The sequence below is a fragment of the Enterobacter cloacae complex sp. ECNIH7 genome (assembly GCF_002208095.1).
GTDB lineage: Bacteria > Pseudomonadota > Gammaproteobacteria > Enterobacterales > Enterobacteriaceae > Enterobacter > Enterobacter cloacae_M.
In genome coordinates, this window is record NZ_CP017990.1 from 529352 (window position 1) to 543905 (window position 14554).

The window sequence follows — 14554 nt, forward strand, 5'->3', positions numbered from 1 at the left end:
CAATGCGAATATTTGTCTACGGCAGTTTACGAACCAAGCAAGGCAACAGTCACTGGATGACCAATGCCCTGCTGCTGGGGAATTACAATATCGAGAACTACCAGTTGTACAGCCTGGGCCACTATCCAGGCGCGGTTCCGGGCGAAGGAACAGTACAGGGTGAAGTCTATCGTATTGATAACGCGACGCTTGCCGAACTTGATGCCTTGCGCACCAGGGGCGGTGAATACGCACGCCAGTTGATCCAGACGCCGTACGGAAGTGCGTGGATGTACGTCTACCAGCGTCCGGTCGAAGGGTTAACGCGGATTGTAAGCGGTAACTGGTTAGACAGAGACCAGTACTGAAAAAAAAACAACGCCACCGTGAGGTGGCGTTGTTTTTTTGCGTCTCTTGCCGGGTGGCGCTACGCTTACCCGGCCTACATGTTCATTGTAGGCCCGTGCAAGCGTAGCGCCGCCAGGCGAAACTCTCCAGCCATAAAAAAGCCCCGACTGGCGGGGCCTTCATTAACAGCAGTAAGAATTACTTCTTAGCAGCGCGTTCGAAAGAGGCGATGATTTCTGCTTTCGCCGCTTCCGCGTTGTCCCAGCCGTCAACTTTAACCCACTTGCCTTTTTCGAGATCTTTGTAGTGCTCGAAGAAGTGAGTGATCTGCGCTTTCAGCAGTTCTGGCAGGTCGTTCACATCTTTGATGTGATCGTATTCTTTGCTCAGCTTGGTGTGCGGTACCGCAACCAGCTTCGCATCTTCACCGGATTCGTCGGTCATTTTCAGCACGCCAACTGGACGGCAGCGAATGACGGAGCCTGGCTCCAGTGGGTATGGCGTTGGGACCAGCACGTCAACCGGGTCACCGTCCAGAGACAGAGTGTGGTTGATGTAACCGTAGTTGCACGGATAGAACATCGCGGTAGACATGAAACGGTCTACGAACAGGGCGCCGCTCTCTTTGTCCACTTCGTATTTGATCGGATCTGCGTTAGCCGGGATTTCGATAACTACGTAGATGTCTTCTGGCAGTTCTTTACCCGCTGGGACGTTGAGTAAGCTCATGTCGGTGTCCTTTAAAATGGATGGTAAACAAGTGGCAGGTATTATAGCCAACTCGCGCTGAATGTCTCCGCCTGTTTTCGCTTTCTCTCCCCGCTTTCTCCACTTTTCAGACCCTTTCCATGACAGAAAAATCCATAAACTCAGCCGCATTTTTCATGGTGAAATGAAAGCGATTACAAACTTGTGATTAACGTTTTATTCACTTTTCTGAAGTGTGATGTAACGCAATTCGTTACATATTTCATGGGCTATAGTCATTTCGCAGAACATCTTTTAACCAACAATAAACCCCCCCTACGAGGACGCTCATATGTGGAAGCGCTTACTTCTTGTCACAGCAGTTTCGGCAGCCATGTCGTCTATGGCGATGGCCGCTCCCTTAACCGTAGGTTTTTCGCAGGTCGGCTCTGAATCTGGCTGGCGAGCGGCTGAAACCAACGTTGCCAAAAGCGAGGCTCAGAAACGCGGCATTACCCTGAAAATCGCCGATGGTCAGCAGAAACAAGAGAATCAGATCAAAGCCGTGCGCTCCTTTATCGCCCAGGGCGTGGATGCCATCTTTATTGCACCCGTCGTGGCGACCGGCTGGGAACCCGTCCTGAAGGAAGCGAAAGACGCTGAGATCCCTGTCTTCCTGCTTGACCGTTCCATCGACGTCAAAGACAAATCCCTCTATATGACCACCGTGACCGCCAACAACGTGCTGGAAGGGCAATTGATTGGCGACTGGCTGGTGAAACAGGTCGACGGCAAGCCGTGTAACGTCGTTGAGCTGCAGGGCACCGTCGGCGCGAGCGTGGCCATCGACCGTAAAAAAGGCTTTGCTGAGGCCATCGCTAAAGCGCCAAACATCAAGATTATCCGCTCTCAGTCCGGCGACTTTACGCGCAGTAAAGGTAAAGAGGTCATGGAGAGCTTCATCAAGGCTGAAAACAACGGCAAGAACATCTGCATGGTTTACGCCCACAACGATGACATGGCGATCGGTGCGATTCAGGCGATTAAAGAAGCGGGCCTGAAGCCGGGCAAAGATATCCTCACCGGCTCTATCGACGGCGTGCCGGACATCTACAAAGCAATGATCGACGGCGAAGCCAACGCCAGCGTGGAGCTGACGCCAAACATGGCGGGCCCGGCATTCGACGCGCTGGAGAAATTCAAGAAAGACGGCACGATGCCTGAGAAGGTGACGGTCACCAAGTCCACGCTCTACCTGCCTGACACGGCGAAAGAAGAGTTAGAGAAGAAGAAAAATATGGGCTACTAAGACCCGCGCCCCTCACCCCAGCCCTCTCCCCGGAGGGGAGAGGGAGAAAGGCAGGGCGGAGCTGGATATTAACAATTGGCACGATCAATCCCCTCTCCCCTCCGGGGAGAGGGTCAGGGTGAGGGGGAAACCATGACCACTGAACAACACCAGGAAATCCTCCGCACAGAGGGCTTAAGCAAATTCTTCCCCGGCGTAAAGGCGCTGGATAACGTTGATTTCAGCCTTCGGCGCGGTGAGATCATGGCGCTGCTGGGCGAGAACGGTGCGGGAAAATCGACGCTGATTAAATCCCTCACCGGCGTTTATCACGCCGATCGCGGCACCATCTGGCTGGAAGGCAACGCCATTTCGCCGAAAAATACCGCCCACGCCCAGCAGCTGGGGATCGGGACGGTGTACCAGGAAGTAAACCTGCTGCCGAATATGTCGGTGGCGGATAATCTGTTTATTGGCCGTGAGCCGCGACGTTTTGGCCTGCTGCGCCGCAAAGAGATGGAGGCGCGGGCGACAAAGCTGATGGAATCGTACGGCTTCTCCCTCGACGTCCGCGAGCCGCTGAACCGCTTTTCCGTGGCGATGCAGCAGATCGTCGCCATCTGTCGCGCGATAGACCTCTCGGCAAAGGTGCTGATCCTCGACGAACCCACCGCCAGCCTCGATACCCAGGAGGTGGAGATGCTTTTTACCCTGATGCGCCAGCTGCGCGATCAGGGCGTCAGCCTGATCTTCGTTACCCACTTCCTCGATCAGGTATATGAGGTGAGCGATCGCATCACGGTGCTGCGCAACGGCAGCTTTGTCGGCTGCCGCGAAACCCGCGAGCTGCCGCAAATCGAACTGGTGAAAATGATGCTGGGCCGCGAGCTGGAAACCAATGCCCTTCAGCGCGCCGGGCGCACGCTGCTGAGCGAGAAACCGGTCGCCGCGTTCAGCGATTACGGCAAGAAAGGCGTGATATCGCCGTTTAATCTGGAAGTCCGCCCGGGCGAAATTGTCGGGCTGGCGGGCCTGCTAGGCTCCGGACGAACCGAAACCGCCGAGGTGATCTTCGGGATCAAGCCGGCCGACAGCGGCACCGCGCTGATCAAGGGCAAACCGCGAACCTTACGATCGCCGCATCAGGCCTCCTGCCTGGGCGTCGGCTTCTGCCCGGAAGACCGAAAAACGGACGGTATTATTGCCGCGGCCTCGGTGCGGGAAAATATCATCCTGGCGCTGCAGGCCCAGCGCGGCTGGCTGCGCCCGATCCCCCGTAAAGAGCAAAACGCCATCGCCGAGCGCTTTATCCGTCAGTTGGGTATCCGCACGCCGAGCGCGGAACAGCCCATCGAGTTCCTCTCCGGCGGCAACCAGCAGAAGGTGCTGTTGTCTCGCTGGCTGCTGACCAAACCCCAGTTCCTGATCCTCGATGAACCAACCCGCGGCATTGACGTGGGGGCGCACGCCGAAATTATCCGGCTTATCGAAACCCTGTGCGCGGACGGTCTGGCGCTGCTGGTTATTTCGTCCGAGCTGGAGGAGCTGGTGGGCTATGCCGATCGCGTCATCATCATGCGCGATCGCAAACAGGTGGCAGAGATCCCGCTGGATAAGCTGTCCGTTCCGGCGATCATGAATGCCATCGCGGCATAAGGAGTAAATCGTGATGCCCCGTTCGCTTTCGCAAACCGGTGAGCCAAAGCGCCGATTCAGCTGGCCAACCGGCACGCCGCAAATCGCAGCGCTGCTGGTTGTTCTGCTGGTTGATAGCCTGGTCGCGCCGCATTTCTTCCAGATTATCGTGCAGGATGGTCGCCTGTTTGGCAGCCCGATAGACATTCTAAACCGTGCCGCGCCGGTGGCGCTGCTGGCCATCGGGATGACGCTGGTCATCGCCACCGGCGGGATTGACCTTTCCGTCGGCGCGGTGATGGCCATCGCCGGGGCCACGGCAGCCTCCATGACCGTGTCCGGACACAGCCTGCCGGTGGTACTGCTGGCGGCCTTAGGCACCGGCGTGCTGGCCGGATTATGGAACGGCATTCTGGTGGCGGTGCTGAAAATTCAGCCCTTTGTCGCCACCCTTATTTTAATGGTGGCCGGGCGCGGCGTGGCGCAGCTGATTACCTCCGGACAGATTGTCACCTTTAACTCGCCGAGCCTGGCGTGGATCGGAAGCGGCAACCTGCTGTTCTTCCCGACGCCGGTGATCGTTGCCCTGGTCACGCTCATTGTCTTCTGGCTTTTCACCCGCAAAACGGCGCTGGGCATGTTCATTGAAGCCGTCGGGATCAACATCCGCGCCGCGCGCAACGCCGGGGTCAACACCCGCCTGATGGTGATGCTGACCTACGTGCTGAGCGGCGTCTGCGCCGCCATCGCCGGGGTCATCGTCGCGGCGGATATTCGCGGGGCCGATGCCAACAACGCGGGGCTCTGGCTGGAGCTGGACGCGATCCTCGCGGTGGTGATCGGCGGTGGGTCGCTGATGGGCGGTCGCTTTAACCTGCTGCTCTCGGTGATTGGCGCGCTGATCATTCAGGGAATGAACACCGGGATCCTGCTTTCGGGGTTCCAGCCGGAACTCAACCAGGTGGTGAAAGCGGTGGTCGTGCTTTGCGTGCTGATCGTCCAGTCGCCGCGCTTTGTCAGCATCATTAAGGGGATCCGTGGCCATGATAAAACGTAATTTACCGTTGATGATCACGCTGGGCGTGTTTGTGCTGGGGTATCTCTACTGCCTCACCCAATTCCCCGGTTTTGCGTCGACGCGCGTGATTTGCAATATCCTGACCGATAACGCCTTTTTAGGCATTATCGCCGTCGGCATGACCTTTGTGATCCTCTCCGGCGGGATCGATCTCTCCGTCGGGTCGGTGATCGCGTTTACGGGCGTGTTCCTCGCGAAGGCGATCGGCTTCTGGGGGATCTCTCCGCTGGTGGCGTTTCCGCTGGTGCTGGCGATGGGCTGCGCGTTTGGCGCCTTTATGGGGCTGCTGATCGACGCGTTAAAAATCCCGGCGTTTATCATTACCCTCGCAGGAATGTTCTTCCTGCGCGGGGTGAGCTATCTGGTCTCGGAAGAGTCGATTCCGATTAACCATCCGGTGTACGACACGCTCTCCAGCCTGGCGTGGAAAATTCCCGGCGGCGGCCGCCTGAGCGCGATGGGGCTGCTGATGCTGGGCGTGGTGGTGATTGGCATCTTCCTCGCCCACCGTACCCGGTTTGGCAATCAGGTGTACGCCATCGGCGGTAGCGCCACGTCGGCAAACCTGATGGGGATCTCCACCCGCAGTACCACCATCCGCATCTATATGCTCTCGACCGGCCTGGCGACGCTGGCGGGTATCGTCTTCTCGGTGTATACCCAGGCGGGCTATGCCCTTGCAGGCGTGGGCGTGGAGCTGGATGCGATTGCTTCTGTGGTTATCGGCGGCACGCTGCTGAGCGGTGGGGTCGGTACCGTGCTGGGAACGCTGTTCGGCGTGGCTATCCAGGGGCTGATACAAACCTATATCAACTTTGACGGCACGCTCAGCTCCTGGTGGACGAAGATCGCCATCGGCATTCTGTTGTTTATTTTTATTGCCCTGCAGCGCGGTCTTACGGTGCTCTGGGAGAACCGCCAAAGCTCACCTGTTACCCGCGTAAACACATCGGTAACAGAGCGATAACACGCTGAATTTGCTTAAAGTCTAAACATTTTCCGGTAGCGGCCGATACTCTTTTTTTATGCCCAGAAATATCTCGCTACCGGAAATAATATCATGCTTAAAACGCTATCGATTCGTACCGGCTTGCTCTCTTTACTGGCCGTTATGACCCTTCTGCTGCTGATTGTCAGCGGCATTGGCATTTATGCTCTCACACAGAGTTCTTCTTCACTGCAGCGTATTAATCACCTTCAGGGTGAGCAGATGGTGCAGCTTAATTCAGGCTATACGCTGATCCTGCGCGCGCGCAATGAGGCGGGCCAGGCCGTCCGCATGATGGAAATCGGCATGCTGGACGATGCGGCCAAAGCGGTAAAAAACATCAATCAGGAAGTTGCCCTGGCCCAGAAAACGCTGAAAGGCGTGATCGACGGCGGCGTGGCTGACGAGCAGGGGCAACAGCTGCTCGATAAAGTGGCGGCCAGCCTGGCGACCTATAGCCAGCAGGGGATCAACCCGATGCTGAAAACCCTGAATGACCAGAGCGCGGACGGGTATTACGATCTGCTGGAGAAGACGCTGATTCCGGTGGCGAAGCAGTTTGATAACGATATGCAGGCGTTTCAGAAATGGAGCGAAGCGCGTGGTCAGGCGGAAGTGAGCGCCGTGCAGGCGAGCAAAACCCGCGTCCTGATCCTGATTATCGTCGCCGCGCTGCTGACGGCGGGCATTATCGTGCTCGCGTGGCTGGCGCTGCGCCATATGCTGCTCAAGCCGCTTTCGGCCTCGATCGCTCAGCTGGAGAACGTGGCGGCGGGGGATTTAACCCATACGCTGAATGCCCCCGCGAGCCAGGAATTTAACCGCCTCAACGCGGTGATAGAGCAGATGCGACAGTCGCTGATGAATTCGGTTATGCGGGTACGCGATGCCAGCGCGCAGATTGACACCGGCAGCCGCGAGCTGACGCTGGGGAACCGCGATCTTGCCGAGCGTACGGAATCCACCGCCACGTCGCTGGAGCAGACGGCGGCCAGCATGGAACAGATCACCGCGACGGTGAAGCTCAACGCCGATAACGCCGAGCAGGCGCACCAGCTGGCGAAGTCGGTGTCCGACACGGCCGATCACGGCAGCGAAATGGTCTGCTACGTAATTGAAAAAATGCGCGATATCTCGGGCAGCTCGGCGCGCATCGCCGACATCCTGAGCGTGATCGACGGTATTGCCTTCCAGACCAATATCCTGGCGCTTAACGCCTCCGTGGAAGCGGCGCGCGCGGGCGAGCAGGGGCGCGGGTTTGCCGTCGTCGCGGGCGAAGTGCGAAACCTTGCCAGCCGCAGCGCCGACGCGGCGAAAGAGATCCGATCGCTTATCAGCGATTCGCAGACCCACGTTAACGAGGGCAGCGAGCTGGCCCAGCAGGCTGGCGAAACCATGGACGAAATCGCAACAGAAGTGCTGCGCATGACCAAACTGATGCGTGAGATTGCGACCGCGTCTCAGGAGCAGAGCCGTGGTATTGAGCAGGTGAATATTGCGGTGAATCAGATGGACGAAACCGCGCAGCAGAATACGGCGCTGGTGCAGCAATCCTCCGCCGCGACCCGCTCCCTTGAGGAGCAGTCGCGTCAGCTGATGGAAGCCATGTCATCATTCAAAGTGACGACTCAGACCGCTGCATAATATTACCCAGCCCCGGTACGTTCTGTTCCGGGGTTTTATTTTTTCCGGAATTAACTGCCGCAATATTATCGTGAATATCACCCATTAATATTTCCAGCGAACTGGTTAAGGCTAACGCTTTTTCCGTCGGTTCAAGGTATAAACCTTTGCGGAAAAATAACGGTTCATCAAAGAGTTGATTAAAACGCTTTAAGGCCAGGCTCACCGCCGGACGTGACATCTCCAGACGCAAAGAGGCTTTTGCCATGCTGCCGCAGCGGACGACTTCAATAAATACAGGGATAAGATTTAAATCAATGCCGGTATTAGCACGGGAATAATTTTTCATTGCGATTCTGCTCCACGAAATATCTGTCAAACTGTTATGGAAATAATGCAGGAGCAGTGGTGAATATTAAAGCATGTTTTTTATAAACACTTATACGGTAAAATATATAAATGACCAGGGGAGCCAGAACGGCTCCCCTGTAGAGAGGCATTACGCGTCCGGGTACTCACGGATAAAACGTTCAACGTCTTCAACCATGTGGTTGTTGCCGACGAAGAATGAACGGCGCTGGTGAAGGCTTTCCGGCACGATATCCAGAATACGCTCTTTACCGTCGCTCGCCTTGCCGCCCGCCTGTTCGGCGAGGAACGCCATCGGGTTGCACTCGTATAGCAGACGCAGCTTCCCGTCCGGATGGCTGGCGGTGCTAGGGTAGAGGTAGATACCGCCTTTCAGCAGGTTACGGTGGAAATCCGCGACCAGAGAGCCAATATAGCGCGACGTGTACGGACGCTGGGTCGCTTTATCTTCTTCCTGGCAGAATTTAATGTACTTCTTCACGCCGTTCGGGAAGCGGATGTAGTTGCCTTCGTTGATGGAGTAGGTGTTGCCCTTCTCCGGGAAGCGCATGCGTTCCTGGCTCAGGCAGAAAACGCCCAATGACGGATCGTACGTAAAGGCGTGAACTCCGCAACCGGTGGTGTACACCAGCATGGTGGAGGAGCCATAAACGACGTAACCGGCAGCAACCTGGTTAATGCCCGGCTGCAGGAAATCTTCTTCGGTTACCGGCGTACCGACAGGCGTGACGCGGCGGTAGATGGAGAAAATGGTACCGACAGAAACGTTAACGTCGATGTTTGAGGAACCGTCGAGCGGATCCATCAGAACAACGTATTTAGCGTGTTCACACCCTTCGAAAACAACAATTTCATCTTCTTCTTCGGAGGCGATACCCGCAACGATGTCGCGCGCGCGCAGTGCAGCTTTCAGTTTTTCATTTGCGAACAGATCGAGTTTCTGCTGAACCTCGCCCTGAACGTTCTCGGCACCGCTGGCACCCAGGATATCGACCAGACCGGCCTTGTTGATATCGCGGTGGATGATCTTAGCGCCCAGCTTTATTGCCGACAGCAAAGCAGTGAGTTCACCGGTAGCATGAGAGAACTCGTGCTGCTTTTCGACAATAAATTCACCTAACGTTTTCATAACACTTTCCCTGCATCTTTGTGAGTAGAGCGATTGTATGTTCACTAAAACGACTAAAGCCCAACAATCTTAACAAATATTCAAATAGTAGCGCAGAGGTGAATCGCGCCAGCAGGATACGGATTTTCCTGAAATGCGTTTCACACCCGCTAACATGTGAGTAAAATGTGCGCCACATTGAAGAAGGATAGTGACGTATGCGCATTCATATATTGGGGATTTGTGGCACTTTCATGGGCGGACTGGCAATGCTGGCGCGCTCGCTGGGCCATGAAGTGACGGGTTCGGACGCCAATGTGTATCCGCCAATGAGCACACTTCTGGAGAAACAGGGCATCTCGTTAATTCAGGGCTACGATGCCAGCCAGCTGGATCCCGAGCCGGACCTGGTGATCATCGGCAACGCCATGACCCGCGGCAATCCGTGCGTCGAGGCGGTTCTGGAACGCAATATTCCGTTCATGTCCGGTCCGCAGTGGCTGCATGACTTCGTCCTGCGCGACCGCTGGGTGGTTGCCGTTGCCGGTACCCATGGCAAAACCACGACCGCAGGGATGGCGACCTGGATCCTCGAAGCCTGCGGCTACAAGCCGGGCTTCGTGATTGGCGGCGTACCTGGAAATTTCGACGTCTCCGCACGTCTGGGCGACAGCCCGTTCTTTGTGATCGAAGCCGACGAATACGACTGCGCGTTCTTCGACAAGCGCTCCAAGTTCGTGCATTACTGCCCGCGCACGCTGATCCTCAACAACCTTGAGTTTGACCACGCGGATATTTTTGACGACCTGAAAGCGATCCAGAAACAGTTCCACCACCTGGTGCGCATTGTTCCGGGCCAGGGGCGCATCATCCTGCCGGAGAACGACATCAACCTGAAGCAGACGATGGCGATGGGCTGCTGGAGCGAACAGGAGCTGGTGGGCGAGCAGGGCCACTGGCAGGCGAAGAAACTCAACGCCGATGCTTCCGAGTGGGAAGTGCTGCTCGACGGTGAAAAAGTGGGTGAGGTGAAGTGGGGCCTGGTGGGCGAGCACAACATGCACAACGGCCTGATGGCCATTGCTGCGGCGCGTCACGTGGGCGTTCAGCCTGCGGATGCGGCCAATGCGCTGGGTTCGTTTATCAATGCCCGCCGCCGCCTGGAGCTGCGCGGTGAAGCCCACGGCGTTAGCGTGTATGACGATTTCGCGCACCACCCAACGGCCATTCTGGCGACGCTTGCCGCCCTGCGCGGCAAGGTCGGCGGGACGGCCCGCATTCTGGCGGTGCTGGAACCGCGCTCGAACACCATGAAGATGGGCATCTGCAAAGACGATCTCGCGCCGTCATTAGGACGCGCCGATGAGGTCTTCCTGCTGCAGCCGCAGCATATTCCGTGGCAGGTGGCGGAAGTGGCCGATGCCTGCATTCAGCCTGCGCACTGGAGTGCGGATGTGGATGCGCTCGCGGATATGGTTGTGAAAGCCGCTCAGCCAGGCGACCACATTCTGGTGATGAGCAACGGCGGTTTTGGTGGGATCCATCAGAAGCTGCTGGACGGTCTGGCGAAGAAAGCGGAAGCGGCAGCCGCAGAGTAAAAAAAAGCCCGGTGGCGCTTACGCTTACCGGGCCTACTTTCCCGTGTTTTCTCCCTCGCCCCTCCGGGGAGAGGGCCGGAGTGAGGGGGAAGAGATTACTCTTCGTTCTCAGACAGCTCGCGCAGATACTGGAAAATCAGGCGCGCAGACTTCGGCGGCTTATTCCCTTCTTTCTCTTTCTTCGCGTTGCGGATCAAGGAACGCAGCTGCTGGCGGTCGGCATCCGGCCACAGGTTCAGCACTTCCGGCACGGCGTCATCACCCTGTTCAATCAGACGATCGCGGATCTGCTCCAGCTTATGGAACAGCGCAACCTGCTGGTTGTGGCGGTTTTTCAGCTTGTCCAGCGCCTGGCGGATCGGATCGACGTCGCGCTGACGCAGCATTTTCCCGATAAGCTGAAGCTGGCGACGACGGCCTTCTTTTTTGATTTTCTGTGCCAGTTCAATGGCATCGCGCAGATCCTGGTCGAGCGGGATCTTGTCCAGCGCGTTTTTACCCAGTTCTACCATTTCCGCGCCAAGCTGTTTTAACTCTTCGGCGTCACGTTTAATTTCACTTTTGCTGACCCAGATGATCTCATCATCTTCGTCTTCGATGTCATCACCGGGAACGTCGTCGAGCCAGTCTTCGGGCTGCTTAGTCATGTCAGGCTCCTTAAAAAAAGAGGCTAATGTTACCAGTTAAGACGCGCACTGAAAAACGGTTCTCTGTTAGACTTCAGTTAACTCTCTCTTACAGTATGGCATTTGCGATGAAAGTAACCTCACAAGTTGAAGCGCAGCGTAAGATTCTTGAAGAAGCCGTCTCCACCGCGCTGATGCTTGCTTCAGAAAAATCAGATGGCGCCGAAGTGGCGGTCAGCAAAACCACCGGCATCAGCGTAAGTACCCGCTATGGTGAAGTGGAGAACGTAGAATTCAACAGCGATGGCGCGCTAGGGATCACGGTGTATCACCAGAATCGCAAAGGCAGCGCGTCATCCACCGATCTCAGCCCGGATGCCATTGCCCGCACGGTGCAGGCTGCGCTGGATATCGCCCGTTATACCTCCCCGGATCCTTACGCAGGCGTGGCGGATAAAGACCTGCTGGCGTTTGACGCGCCGGATCTCGATCTTTTCCACCCGGCGGAAGTGACCCCGGACGAAGCGATCGAACTGGCCGCGCGCGCCGAGCAGGCTTCCCTGCAGGCCGATAAGCGCATCACCAATACCGAAGGCGGCAGCTTTAACAGCCACTACGGCATCAAAGTCTTCGGCAACAGCCACGGCATGCTGCAGGGCTACTGCTCCACCCGTCATTCGCTCTCCAGCTGCGTGATCGCCGAAGAGAACGGTGACATGGAGCGTGACTACGCCTACACCATTGGCCGCGCGCTGGGGGATTTGCAGTCTCCTGAGTGGGTGGGTAAAGAGTGTGCCGAACGCACGCTGTCTCGCCTGTCGCCGCGTAAACTCTCCACCATGAAGGCCCCGGTCATTTTTGCCAACGAAGTGGCGACCGGCCTGTTTGGCCATCTGGTGGGCGCTATCGCAGGCGGCTCGGTTTACCGTAAATCGACCTTCCTGCTCGACTCGCTGGGCAAGCAGATCCTGCCGGAATGGCTGACCATCGAAGAGCATCCGCACCTGCTGAAAGGTCTGGCCTCCACGCCGTTCGACAGCGAAGGCGTGCGCACGGAGCGTCGTGACATCGTGAAAGACGGCATTTTGACCCAGTGGCTTCTGACCAACTACTCCGCGCGCAAGCTGGGGCTGAAAAGCACCGGACACGCTGGCGGCATCCACAACTGGCGCATTGCCGGACAGGGTCTGAACTTTGAGCAGATGCTGAAAGAGATGGGCACCGGTCTGGTGGTCACCGAGCTGATGGGCCAGGGCGTAAGCGGCATCACCGGAGACTACTCGCGCGGCGCGGCGGGCTTCTGGGTGGAAAACGGCGAAATCCAGTATCCGGTGAGCGAAATTACCATCGCCGGTAACCTTAAGGACATGTGGCGCAATATCGTTACGGTCGGTAACGATATTGAAACACGTAGCAATATACAGTGTGGTTCTGTACTTCTGCCGGAAATGAAAATCGCCGGTCAGTAATATCCGTAAAGGCGTTTTAATAATAAAAAAGGAAGTGAGCAATGCGTAAACATCTGTTAGCGATCGTCGCGGCTTCAACGCTGGTTCTTGGCTCTTCTGCGTTTGCTGCCGATCTTGAAGACGACATGGGCATCCTCGGTCAAAACCTGAAGGTGGTGCAGAAAACCGACAATGCGGCTGAAATGAAAGACGCGCTGACCAAAATGCGTGAAGCGGCGCTGGACGCACAAAAAGCGACGCCTCCGAAGCTGGAAAGCAAAGCGGCAGACAGCGCAGAGATGAAAGACTACCGCCACGGCTTTGACGTGCTGGTCGGCCAGATCGACGGCGCGCTGAAGCTGGCTAACGAAGGCAAAGTGAAGGAAGCCCAGGCGGCGGCCGAGCAGTTTGTGACGACCCGTAACACGTATCACAAGAAATACCGTTAACCGATCGCGCATCTGACAAACAACCAGCGGGGGCCAGTGGCTCCCGTTTTTTTTACGCGGTAATAAGTAAACCCTATCGCCATCACATTTTTGCGCCACCACGCCTGAACGTTTCGTTTCCCTTGCGCGCGTTTTGCCGCTGGAATACGTGATATTCATCACGCAAATACCGGGATTAATTCAGATTCACCGCATTTATGTGGCACAGATCACTGCTGCGGCTCGCCTTTCCACTTCGAAGTGGAAAACAACTCGCTACAAACAATTCCCCCCCAACGTTAGTTTTATTCCAGAGCCATTAACGGGGTAAGACCAGTGATTAACGGAGCGGTAATGAACGACGTTGGGGAACAGGCGGAGCAAACAGAACAGCTCGCGAACACCATGCTGCAGCAGGTTTATGCCCTGCTGGCCCGGAACAACATCATCCCCAATGCGGTACAGGAGCAGATGCTCACCTCCCACGTGCGCGCCATGGCGCACCGGTCCGTGACCGGCGAGCCGCTGCCGGAGGTTGAAGCAGAGCTGTTTGACGAAATTTCACCGGATTCAATGCGGCTTGCCCGTGAAGTGGTGGCGCAGTTTGGCAACCTTCCTGATGAAGAAGCCTGGCTGCTCTCCGTTCACTTTGAAGTCGCGAAAGACAACCTTTAAGGAGCAACACATGGAACAGATTACAGTCGTGATTGGCGATCGCCTGGGTAAAGGTCAGAAAGTGGCTGCCGGTGTGGAAAAAGCAGGTGGACGCGCGGTGGTCGTACCGGGCATGGCGGCGGACATGAAGCTCGGCGACGTGATGAAAGCGGAAAACGCCACCTTCGGCATCTCCTTCTGCGGCAGCGGCGGCGCGGGTGCCATCACTGCCCAAACCAAATATGGCTACAAAGCCAAATACGGCATGCGTTCCGTGGAAGAGGGCGTGACCGCCATTAACGAAGGCTGCAACGTGCTGGGCTTCGGCTTTATGGATAAAGAAGAGCTGGGCGAGCGTCTGGTGCAGGCGTGGCAGAAGAAATACGGCGCATAAGCATGAAAGAACAGTTCACAACCACGGTGAGAGTGAAGGGGAAGGGCGACGCCAAAGCGCGCGCCTTTGCCGACGCGCTCAACCACGTTCAGGCCGCGGTGATGAAAGCCTCACCGCATATCTTACTGCGTATTGAGCCACAGGATGTGCAGGTCGTTCAGGCGCAAGAAGCGGTGCGAAAAGAAGCCTTTCTGTTCTTCTTTCTGCGCCGGGAAAGACGCACCTACAGCGTGGAGCTGGATGTGACCGTCAACGTGACCGCCATCAATCTTGACCAGGTGGATTTCGTCACGCAACGCTGAT

The 14554-nt window shown here is 56.7% G+C and carries 16 protein-coding genes; 12 read left to right on the forward strand and 4 right to left on the reverse strand.

What is annotated here, in order from left to right; genetic code table 11:
- Positions 1–2 precede the first annotated feature (2 nt).
- Positions 3–347 (forward strand): gamma-glutamylcyclotransferase family protein, encoded by a 345-nt coding sequence (locus WM95_RS02575; protein ID WP_014830431.1) that lies wholly within the window; start codon positions 3–5, stop codon positions 345–347.
- A gap of 178 nt (positions 348–525) precedes the next feature.
- On the opposite strand, the gene ppa is transcribed toward WM95_RS02575, so the two are convergent.
- Positions 526–1056, reverse strand: a complete 531-nt coding sequence (ppa, locus tag WM95_RS02580; RefSeq protein ID WP_010427397.1) for an inorganic diphosphatase — start codon at positions 1054–1056, stop codon at positions 526–528.
- 310 nt (positions 1057–1366) lie between these two features.
- Here ppa and ytfQ point away from each other — a divergent pair, with 310 nt between their 5' ends.
- The 5 genes from ytfQ to WM95_RS02610 all read left to right on the forward strand — a co-directional run bounded on the left by ytfQ (position 1367) and on the right by WM95_RS02610 (position 7647).
- A complete protein-coding gene (gene ytfQ, locus WM95_RS02590; protein ID WP_045402315.1) occupies positions 1367–2323 on the forward strand; it encodes a galactofuranose ABC transporter substrate-binding protein YtfQ in 957 nt (318 codons plus the stop codon).
- Positions 2324–2455: 132 nt separating this feature from the next.
- Positions 2456–3958, forward strand: coding sequence for a galactofuranose ABC transporter, ATP-binding protein YtfR (ytfR, locus tag WM95_RS02595; RefSeq protein ID WP_063409810.1), 1503 nt, complete (start codon positions 2456–2458; stop codon positions 3956–3958).
- Positions 3959–3968: 10 nt separating this feature from the next.
- Positions 3969–4994 (forward strand): galactofuranose ABC transporter, ATP-binding protein YtfT, encoded by a 1026-nt coding sequence (gene ytfT / locus WM95_RS02600; protein WP_088544624.1) that lies wholly within the window; start codon positions 3969–3971, stop codon positions 4992–4994.
- Positions 4981–5982 carry a galactofuranose ABC transporter, permease protein YjfF gene (gene yjfF / locus WM95_RS02605; RefSeq protein ID WP_023310175.1) on the forward strand — a complete coding sequence of 334 codons (1002 nt, stop codon included), beginning with the start codon at positions 4981–4983 and terminating at the stop codon, positions 5980–5982. Before ytfT ends, yjfF begins: the two co-directional genes overlap by 14 nt.
- Before the next feature lie 93 nt (positions 5983–6075).
- Entirely contained in the window at positions 6076–7647 is a 1572-nt protein-coding gene (locus WM95_RS02610) for a methyl-accepting chemotaxis protein (RefSeq protein WP_088544625.1), read from the forward strand.
- On the opposite strand, the gene WM95_RS02615 is transcribed toward WM95_RS02610, so the two are convergent.
- Both WM95_RS02615 and fbp read right to left on the reverse strand, forming a co-directional pair.
- Positions 7619–7975: a helix-turn-helix domain-containing protein gene (locus WM95_RS02615; protein ID WP_023310177.1), complete on the reverse strand. Its 357-nt coding sequence runs from the start codon at positions 7973–7975 to the stop codon at positions 7619–7621. The two genes, WM95_RS02610 and WM95_RS02615, sit on opposite strands and share 29 nt — an antisense overlap.
- 150 nt (positions 7976–8125) lie before the next feature.
- Complete coding sequence (gene fbp, locus WM95_RS02620; RefSeq protein ID WP_023310178.1) at positions 8126–9124, reverse strand: class 1 fructose-bisphosphatase; 999 nt, start codon at positions 9122–9124, stop codon at positions 8126–8128.
- A gap of 197 nt (positions 9125–9321) precedes the next feature.
- On the opposite strand from fbp, the gene mpl reads away from it, so the two are divergent.
- Complete coding sequence (mpl, locus tag WM95_RS02625; RefSeq protein ID WP_023310179.1) at positions 9322–10701, forward strand: UDP-N-acetylmuramate:L-alanyl-gamma-D-glutamyl-meso-diaminopimelate ligase; 1380 nt, start codon at positions 9322–9324, stop codon at positions 10699–10701.
- Positions 10702–10796: 95 nt separating this feature from the next.
- On the opposite strand, the gene yjgA is transcribed toward mpl, so the two are convergent.
- On the reverse strand, positions 10797–11348 hold the full coding sequence (yjgA, locus tag WM95_RS02630) for a ribosome biogenesis factor YjgA (protein WP_008501414.1): 552 nt from the start codon (positions 11346–11348) through the stop codon (positions 10797–10799).
- Between the two features lie 95 nt (positions 11349–11443).
- Here yjgA and pmbA point away from each other — a divergent pair, with 95 nt between their 5' ends.
- The 5 genes from pmbA to WM95_RS02655 all read left to right on the forward strand — a co-directional run bounded on the left by pmbA (position 11444) and on the right by WM95_RS02655 (position 14553).
- Positions 11444–12796, forward strand: a complete 1353-nt coding sequence (gene pmbA / locus WM95_RS02635) for a metalloprotease PmbA (protein ID WP_008501413.1) — start codon at positions 11444–11446, stop codon at positions 12794–12796.
- 41 nt (positions 12797–12837) lie between these two features.
- On the forward strand, positions 12838–13224 hold the full coding sequence (gene cybC / locus WM95_RS02640; protein ID WP_008501412.1) for a cytochrome b562: 387 nt from the start codon (positions 12838–12840) through the stop codon (positions 13222–13224).
- Positions 13225–13539: 315 nt separating this feature from the next.
- A complete protein-coding gene (locus WM95_RS02645; RefSeq protein ID WP_025911967.1) occupies positions 13540–13878 on the forward strand; it encodes a glycine dehydrogenase in 339 nt (112 codons plus the stop codon).
- A gap of 10 nt (positions 13879–13888) precedes the next feature.
- Entirely contained in the window at positions 13889–14251 is a 363-nt protein-coding gene (locus tag WM95_RS02650) for an SFCGS family glycine-rich protein (RefSeq protein ID WP_023293430.1), read from the forward strand.
- A gap of 2 nt (positions 14252–14253) precedes the next feature.
- Positions 14254–14553, forward strand: coding sequence for a DUF4312 family protein (locus WM95_RS02655; RefSeq protein ID WP_006810338.1), 300 nt, complete (start codon positions 14254–14256; stop codon positions 14551–14553).
- Position 14554: the final 1 nt, after the last annotated feature.